This is a genomic window from Nostoc sp. PCC 9305 (assembly GCF_963920915.1).
Lineage (GTDB): Bacteria > Cyanobacteriota > Cyanobacteriia > Cyanobacteriales > Nostocaceae > Nostoc.
Genome location: NZ_CAWUDN010000044.1, coordinates 53,471 through 61,505 on the forward strand (window position 1 = coordinate 53,471; position 8,035 = coordinate 61,505).

General features: G+C 44.4%; 7 protein-coding genes. 1 reads left to right on the forward strand and 6 read right to left on the reverse strand.

Annotated features, from left to right (window positions below):
- Window positions 1–72 precede the first annotated feature (72 nt).
- The 5 genes from ACM0OX_RS18000 to ACM0OX_RS18020 all read right to left on the reverse strand — a co-directional run bounded on the left by ACM0OX_RS18000 (window position 73) and on the right by ACM0OX_RS18020 (window position 5,831).
- Entirely contained in the window at window positions 73–2,283 is a 2,211-nt protein-coding gene (locus tag ACM0OX_RS18000) for a tetratricopeptide repeat protein (protein WP_414516439.1), read from the reverse strand.
- A gap of 266 nt (window positions 2,284–2,549) precedes the next feature.
- The gene (psb34, locus tag ACM0OX_RS18005) at window positions 2,550–2,729 is read right to left on the reverse strand and encodes a photosystem II assembly protein Psb34 (protein WP_414516440.1); all 180 of its coding nucleotides are present in this window, start codon (window positions 2,727–2,729) and stop codon (window positions 2,550–2,552) included.
- Window positions 2,730–2,934: 205 nt separating this feature from the next.
- Complete coding sequence (thiO, locus tag ACM0OX_RS18010) at window positions 2,935–4,953, reverse strand: glycine oxidase ThiO (protein ID WP_414516441.1); 2,019 nt, start codon at window positions 4,951–4,953, stop codon at window positions 2,935–2,937.
- Between the two features lie 132 nt (window positions 4,954–5,085).
- Entirely contained in the window at window positions 5,086–5,475 is a 390-nt protein-coding gene (locus ACM0OX_RS18015) for a hypothetical protein (protein ID WP_334895573.1), read from the reverse strand.
- A 17-nt stretch (window positions 5,476–5,492) separates the two neighbouring features.
- On the reverse strand, window positions 5,493–5,831 hold the full coding sequence (locus ACM0OX_RS18020) for a 2Fe-2S iron-sulfur cluster-binding protein (protein WP_414516442.1): 339 nt from the start codon (window positions 5,829–5,831) through the stop codon (window positions 5,493–5,495).
- A gap of 75 nt (window positions 5,832–5,906) precedes the next feature.
- Between ACM0OX_RS18020 and cimA the strand changes: the two genes are divergently transcribed.
- On the forward strand, window positions 5,907–7,568 hold the full coding sequence (gene cimA / locus ACM0OX_RS18025; protein WP_414516443.1) for a citramalate synthase: 1,662 nt from the start codon (window positions 5,907–5,909) through the stop codon (window positions 7,566–7,568).
- A gap of 277 nt (window positions 7,569–7,845) precedes the next feature.
- Here cimA and ACM0OX_RS18030 read toward each other — a convergent pair.
- Window positions 7,846–8,035: hypothetical protein (locus ACM0OX_RS18030; protein ID WP_414516444.1), on the reverse strand; the 190-nt coding region annotated here is incomplete at its 5' end.

Sequence of the window (8,035 nt, forward strand, 5' to 3'; positions counted from 1 at the left end):
ACCAATAAATTGTCAAGCTGATATGAAGTTACAGTTTTTTGACATTCTCCGTACTATGGGGAGGAATGGGATTCACAATTTTGACAAAATCTCTGGTAATAACTGGCTAGGAACTTTAGATAAAGCCAGATTTTGTCCCTGTATCCCTAACTCATTATGAAAAGCACGAATAGTTTTCACCACATAAGCGAAGGTTGTTTGATAAGCTTCTGCTTGTTTACTTAATCCGTTTAAGGCTTGCAAATGGTTATCTAATGCTACTTCTAAGTGTTGAGAGCGTGTCGCTTTGTCACCATTAAAAGACTTGTCTATTACTAGCTGATAATGTGCTAATCCCAGGTTATTGTGAGAGGCAAGCAAATCAAAACTTAAAGAAGTACCGCTAAGTGAGTGAGCCAAAGCTATAGCTTCTTCGTAAGCGCTGATACATAGTTGTAGATATTTTTGCCGTGCCTCTTGAGTAGTTTCAGATAGGTTTGCTAGATGCCAGTAGGCAGTACCCAGATTATTTTGTGTAGCGGCGCAAGCACTAGGAACATTAGCTGGAGTGCGATACTTGAGAGCTTCGCTATAAACATCTATAGCTAACTGGAGATTTTGGGCAGGTTGTTCGTATTGTGCCAGATTCCAACACGCAGTACCGATATTGTTTTGAATCATCCCATACTTGAGCGGTTCCTCTTCAGGGTTGTAGTGTGCAAGCGCTTCATTGTAAGCTGCGATCGCTTTCTTTAAATGCACAATCGGTTGATTATATTGCCCTAAATGCCAGTAAGCAGTACCCAAATTATTTTGGCAAGCCGCATACTTTAATGAATCCATTTCAGCTGTACGGTAACTGAGTGCTTCACTGTAAGCGAAAATTGCTTGCTGCCAATTTTCCGATGGGTGAGAGAAACGAGCTAAATCACCATAGGCTGTTCCCAAATTATTTTGTACGCGAGCGTAAGTTTCCGAATGTGTCTGGGGCGAAATTATCTTTAACGCCAACTGATAAAATTCTATTGCCTGCTCTATATAAGTTTGTCCCTCCTCAGAATTGGGTGGTGTGCGGTATAGCATCCAGTAGAGTGTACCCAAATCATTCAAGATATCTGGGAGTTGCCGTGAGTTTTCGTCATAGCTAATTGCCTCCTGATAGGCAATAATTGCCACCATCAGGTTTTCTAAAGTTGCGTCTCCTTGCTCAATGCGAAGACGGTATAAAGTACCCAAGCGATGATAAGCCTCTGCCAGTATCTCTTCTGAAACAAGATTTTCGTGTAATTCTTCAATCTCCAATAAAATCTGCTGTGGTTGTAAGGAATCCTCTGTATTTTGAGCAATACTTGTATTTATTGTTGCTATTACTAGCTCCGCTAACTCACTGCTAATATAAGATAAAGATGACAGCGATTGATTATTACTTCCACTACCAGACCGATTTGTAGATTCCTGTTGTTGTGGCGTAGCCTTCAATAAATCCGCTGTTGATGGTGAAACTTCCTCAGTTTTGTGTACGCGATTCCCTTGTATCTCTACTGGGAAATCAGAATTATTCTCATTGAACTCAGTGGTTGCGGTTCTGAGGTCTGCTTGGTTAGCTGATTCATCTAGAATCGACTGCTCAATATTCCCTAAATCCAAGCTTCTGGAAGTAGAAAAACGTTCTGGATAGGCTAAATTCTGAGTTGCTGGTGTGGGTTCTCCAGCAAACACAAATACGCCAGTACGACAACGCCAAAACTGTGGTGCTGATTGCTTGATAGCCGATAACCAGGGACGTGGTATCCACAAAAGCAAATTAGATTCTAGGAATCGGCTGGATTCTTGTGTAGACAAATATTGTTCGCTTAAGCGGAGATAGTGCAAAAATAAACGCTGTGTTGCAACTGGTTGCTTAGTGAGATGCTCCACCCCGACAATCTGAAATGCTGGTACTGGAAAAGGTCTTCCAGGAGTATCTTTTGATGCCCCAACAATTGGCGGTGGATAATTAGTTAACCATTGATTAATCTGGATTATGGGGTTCGGATCGTTTAAATTCAAACGCAACGTGACTAATCGCGGATACGCTGGAGTGCTATTTTCCTGAGCATTTGATGATTGATATAGCACCTGTCCAACAGGATAAGCCAATGTAGAATGCAAACGGGCTGCTACCTGATTTCTTAAGTATAAATCATCACAAACTGCCAAAAGGATTTGTCGTCGTAAGCCAAGACTTAAGGCAAGTTTCAGGCGGTGGTATACTTGCCGATTCCAAGTAGAATTATTGTTGTGTGCAGTATCATTCACGCTCATAGCGGCTAAAAAGCCAAAACATAGTACATATCACCTTTCTGGGTGCATTCAAGTGGGCTAAAGTCATAATAAAAATGATTTTTAATAAGTAGATGTTGTGCTGCTCAGGATATATTGAGCCTTCAATTATAGTAGGAACAATAAAGTATAATTATATACTTTCATTCCTAGTTCAATTTTAACAAAAAATAAAAAAGCAGGCCCCTCTTAAAATCGGAACCTGAAAAACTATAAAGAAAATGAAGTTTTCTTAAAATGTTTTACGATCAACTGCTCTTAGAAACAAAGAAGGCGACTACAATCAAGCCGACAACCAAAGCTGTAGCGGCAATTCCTAGTAGGAGATAAGTTCGCTTTTGCCCTTCTGTGGGAGGTTCTGCTTGATAAACCTTTGGTTCCCGAGCAAAATTATTCAGAAGACCGCCTTCTTCATTGGTATAGGGCATGAATGAATTCCTTTATCTTTATCGTTAATTTAATGTTACATAAATGCTAAATCTGGTCTTAAACTGCTAGATAAATCGTTACATTGGGCATTGGAATTAGGTGACAGGTAACAGGTGATAGGTTATAGGGGAAAGATTATTCCCCTGTAACCTGTACCCTGTAACCTGTACCCTGTTCCCTTCTTCTTTCCCTATTCCCCATTCTCTAGCTAGTAATCGTCCCAGTTAGAGGTGAACTAGGACTGGCGTAATCTTTAATGGGCATTCTGCCAGCAATGTATGCTAGACGACCGGCGACTGCTGCTAAATTCATCGCACGAGCCATTGCTGCTGGGTTTGGAGAAAGAGCGATCGCACTATTAATCAACAAAGCATCTGCTCCCAATTCCATTGCCTGGGCGGCTTCTGAGGGTGAACCAATACCAGCATCTACCACCACTGGCACACCTGCATTTTCGATGATGATTTGGATATTGGCAGTTGTTTTCAGTCCTTGTCCAGAACCAATTGGTGATGCCAAAGGCATGACTGTAGCACAGCCTACCTCTTCTAAACGCTTGGCTAACATCGGGTCAGCATTGATATAGGGCAATACTGCAAAGCCTTCTTTAACTAGTTGTTCTGCTGCTTGCAGTGTCCCAATTGGGTCTGGGAGTAAATACTTAAGGTCTGGTATTACTTCTAACTTTACAAAGTTATTGTCTTCCTGCCCTAACAATTTCGCCATTTCTCGCCCTAAACGCGCCACCCGAATCGCCTCTTCGGCAGTTTGACAACCTGCGGTATTGGGTAACATCCAGATTTTCGTCCAATCCAAGGCTTCAGCTAAACCTTCATGTCCAGGAGCCTTGGTTTGTACCCTTCGTACTGCCACGGTGACAATTTGGCAATCACTGGCGGCGATGCTTTGTTGCATTTCCTCAATGGTGCGATACTTACCAGTTCCCGTCATCAAACGGGATTGGAAGGTTTTGCCAGCGATAATCAGTGGGGAATCGGTAGAGACGCGATTAATCGCGTCTGTGGGGAGTGGGGATATAGCAGAGTGATGTCCGTTAGAGAAATTGGCAGAGTGAGTCAGCATTGGGGTGGAGGTAGATGACTGGGACTGGAAGCGCGAATAGTGAAAATCAGCAAGTAGGGGGTCAGATTTTTGTTCTAAGATTAAATCGGCAATCAAAGCGGCTGTTACGGGCGCAAGTAGAATTCCATTGCGGTAATGACCCGTAGCAAAGGTTAAATTTTGACAGTGGCTAGTGCCCAGGATGGGTAATTCATCAGGGGTGGCTGGGCGAAATCCCCACCAAAATTCTTGGATGGGATAATGCTTTAATTGGGGATACAGCCGGATAGCAGCTTGTAGTAATTTTTGAATACCTTCTGGGGTGTTGTTGGGGATAAAGCCAACGTCTTCACTGGTTGCGCCAATAACCAGGCGATCGCGTCTTGGTACGATGTAAATATTCTGCCCGAACAAAACCCGCTTCAAAGGCAATTCCGGCGAAACTTCTGGTATCCGCACACTCAGCATTTGTCCTTTTCTAGGTAGCACGGGTAGCGGTAACAATTCATTTGACCAAGCACCTGAAGCTAAAACATAGTGCGCGGCACGAATTATTCCAGCATTGGTTTGCACCCCAAGCACTTGTCCCTGCTGCTGTAAAAATGCTTCTACTGTAATGCCGTCTCTGAGTTCAACACCAACAGACTCAGCTGCCGTCCGCAATACGTGAGCTAGAGCCTTATTATCAACTTGCGCGTCTTCAGGATACCACCAGCCACCAACTACCTCGGCTCCCAATCCTGGCTGATATTGATGAATTGCCTCTTTGTTTAACCAATAAGCCGGGGATGAGGGAGATGAGGAGGAAAGACTTTCCCCTCTGCTCCCCTGCTCCCCTGCTCCCCTGCTCCCCTGCCCCCCTGCCTCTTCAAACACGGGTGCAAGGATACCACAGGCACGGTAGCCAGTATTTAAGCCGGTCAGTTCTTCTAATTTGCGCGTCCAATCGGGATATAAGGCACGCGATCGCCAACACAAGGAACGCATTGCCCCATTAGGGATGTTTTCCGCATCTGGTGCCAACATCCCGGCGGCGGCGTGGGTAGCGGCAGCCTGAAAGTCACGACAAAGCACGGTGACATTTGTCCCGCGCAATTTTAGTTCAATGGCGATCGCTAAACCAATAACGCCGCCACCAATAATCACAGTCTCACTAATCATTAGTCATTAGTCATTAGTCATCTGTCATTAGCCATTTATCATTAGTACATAACTAATAACTCATAACTCATAACTCATAACTTATAACTTATAACTTGTAACTAAAGACGGGTCTGAAGACGGATCTGATCGTTACCACAAGGCGCGAATTGGTTCGTTGCTTTGATTTGTATCGCTAGATGGTGTGCTTGTTTCTGAAGAATCTGTATTGCCGTCTGTTGTACTGTCAGTTGAGTTATCGCCAGAATTCTGGGCAACGTTACTCCTGTTGTCAGGTCTTGGAGCTACAATACCGCGTCTATTTTCGTTTGTTTCAGTTGTTTCGTTTCCTTCTGTTGCAGTTTCTTCATTCTTGCTGCCAGCACTGCTATTAACATTGATATTAGCTGGTAGGACTTCTGATTTCTTGTCGCTGGGAGCGTTAGCAGTTTGTACGCCCATCGGAAAGTTGATGCCCAGTAATGTACCAAGCAGAATGGCTAAACCGCCAGCCATTAAAATTAAGGGTGTCCATCTACCCATGTTGTCTTAACTCCTTTTTAACCTTTTGGTGTCCACACTATTTGAGAACCTTGTCCCCAAAATCCATCAAACTTTGTCACTTTCACGTCGCCTAAAACCTGAGTTTGACAGGCTAAACGCAAGTCTGTTGTAGGAGAATGGGGAGGAAGCGAACGCCGCGCTCGATCGCGCCAGTTCGCTGCTGATACTTTGCCCTCTACCTTAACCGCGCAGGTACCGCAACTGCCAATGCCCCGACAGTTTATTACCTTAGCACCGTCATTGTAGAGGTTAATACCATTTTGCAGCAAAATCTTGCGGAGATTGCTTCCATGCTCGCAATCAATTGTTTTACCTTCAGCTATTACTTTAGGCATTTTTAAATTGCCAAACTGGCTTTTTGTTGTATATTGACACATTGCCTCGAAAGTTGTCTCGTCGGTCCCAGTTTTATGACCACAAATTCTTCACCTCAACTTTGGCTCTATGACACTACATTACGGGATGGCACTCAGCGCGAGGGGCTATCTGTATCGATAGAAGATAAGTTACGCATTGCCCGTAGACTCGATCAGCTGGGAATTCCCTTTATTGAAGGTGGTTGGCCTGGTGCCAATCCCAAGGATGTACAATTTTTCTGGCAACTTCAAGAAGATCCGCTCAAACAAGCTGAAATTGTCGCTTTTTGTTCGACTCGACGCCCAAACTCCACTGCCGCCACCGAACCGATGCTACAGGATATTTTGGCGGCGGGGACTCGCTGGGTAACGATTTTTGGCAAGTCTTGGGATTTACATGTAACAACCGGACTCAAGACGACATTAGAAGAAAATTTGGCGATGATTCGCGACACCATTGAGTACCTCCGTTCTCAAGGTCGTCGCATTATCTACGATGCCGAACATTGGTTTGATGGCTATAAGCACAATCGAGATTATGCTTTACAGACATTAGAGGCTGCGATCGCATCTGGTGCGGAATGGCTAGTCCTCTGTGATACCAATGGTGGCACTTTACCTCATGAAATTAGCCAAATTGTTCAAGATGTCATTAGTCATTTGTCATTAGTCATTTGTCAAGAACCAATGACGAAGGACAAAGGACAAAGGACAATCCCGCAAATTGGAATTCATACTCATAACGATTCGGAAATGGCGGTTGCTAACGCAATAGCCGCCGTTATGGCAGGGGCAAAGATGGTACAGGGCACAATTAATGGTTATGGTGAACGTTGCGGTAATGCTAACCTCTGTTCGTTAATTCCCAATTTACAACTGAAGGCGGGTTACAGTTGTATCACAGAAGACCAGCTCACACAACTTACAGAAGCTAGTCGTTTTGTGAGTGAGGTTGTCAACCTTGCGCCAGATGAACACGCTCCCTTTGTGGGACGTTCGGCTTTTGCTCATAAGGGCGGTATTCATGTATCAGCGGTGGAACGTAATCCCCTAACTTACGAACACATTCAGCCGGAACAAGTCGGGAATCGTCGCCGCATTGTGATTTCGGAACAGTCTGGACTGAGCAATGTTTTAGCCAAAGCCCGCAGTTTTGGCATTGAATTGGATCAGCAAAAGGCAGAGGCTAGAGAAATTCTCCAGCGCCTCAAAGATTTGGAGAGTGAAGGATTTCAATTTGAAGCAGCAGAAGCCAGTTTTGTACTGTTGATGCACGAAGCTTTGGGAGGTCGCCAAAAGTTTTTTGAAGTCAAAGGTTTTCAAGTCCACTGTGACTTGATTGAGGGGAAAGAAACTAGCAATGCCCTAGCTACAGTCAAAGTCGCTGTTGACGGGAAAAATATTTTGGAGGCGGCGGAAGGTAACGGGCCCGTTGCAGCTTTGGATGCAGCTTTACGCAAGGCTTTGGTGAACTTTTATCCCCAAATTGCAACCTTTGATTTGACAGATTACAAAGTGCGAATTCTCAACGGACATACGGGCACTGCGGCGAAAACTCGTGTGTTGGTAGAATCAGGCAATGGTCGTCAACGCTGGACGACGGTAGGGGTTTCCACCAATATTTTGGCGGCTTCCTATCAAGCGGTGGTAGAGGGTTTAGAATACGGTTTGTTGTTACATTCTCAAGCAGAAGCAGCGGTGAAAGCTTCTAGTTGACAAAAGGGATATGTAGTGTAGGAAAAGTTTGCATTTTTGGATCATAAAGGGAAGCGATCGCCAAAGTGCGATCGCTTCTTGCCATCTATTAACACTTTTGTACTTACAGCAGATTAGACCTCTTGCATAAATCAAAAATAAGAAAGAACCCCACCCCGCCAAAGCTACGCTTTGTCTCCCCTCCCGAAGAGCCTATGGTGTACACACAAGTCCTAAAAACCTAGCTTGATAAGACTTTCCTCGTTCCCAGTCTCCGGCTGGGAATGCATTCATTGAGTCAGAGACTCAATGCCAGATTGGAGGCAGAGCCTCCACGAAGAGCATTCCCATGTAGAGCTTGTGTTCGAGATAAACGATAGAACAATGGAAAATCAAACTTTTTTTGACTTGTGTGTACACCGTAGCCCCGCAAGCGGCTATCCATTACCCGCATCTTTCTTAACAAACAGACAAAATACTTAAAATTA

Excerpts from the sequence above, each read along its gene's own strand:
- ACM0OX_RS18000 (WP_414516439.1), bottom strand. The coding sequence starts at position 2,283 with ATGAGCGTGAATGATACTGCACACAACAATAATTCTACTTGGAATCGG.
- psb34 (WP_414516440.1), bottom strand. The coding sequence starts at position 2,729 with ATGCCCTATACCAATGAAGAAGGCGGTCTTCTGAATAATTTTGCTCGG.
- thiO (WP_414516441.1), bottom strand. The coding sequence starts at position 4,953 with ATGATTAGTGAGACTGTGATTATTGGTGGCGGCGTTATTGGTTTAGCG.
- ACM0OX_RS18015 (WP_334895573.1), bottom strand. The coding sequence starts at position 5,475 with ATGGGTAGATGGACACCCTTAATTTTAATGGCTGGCGGTTTAGCCATT.
- ACM0OX_RS18020 (WP_414516442.1), bottom strand. The coding sequence starts at position 5,831 with ATGCCTAAAGTAATAGCTGAAGGTAAAACAATTGATTGCGAGCATGGA.
- cimA (WP_414516443.1), top strand. The coding sequence starts at position 5,907 with ATGACCACAAATTCTTCACCTCAACTTTGGCTCTATGACACTACATTA.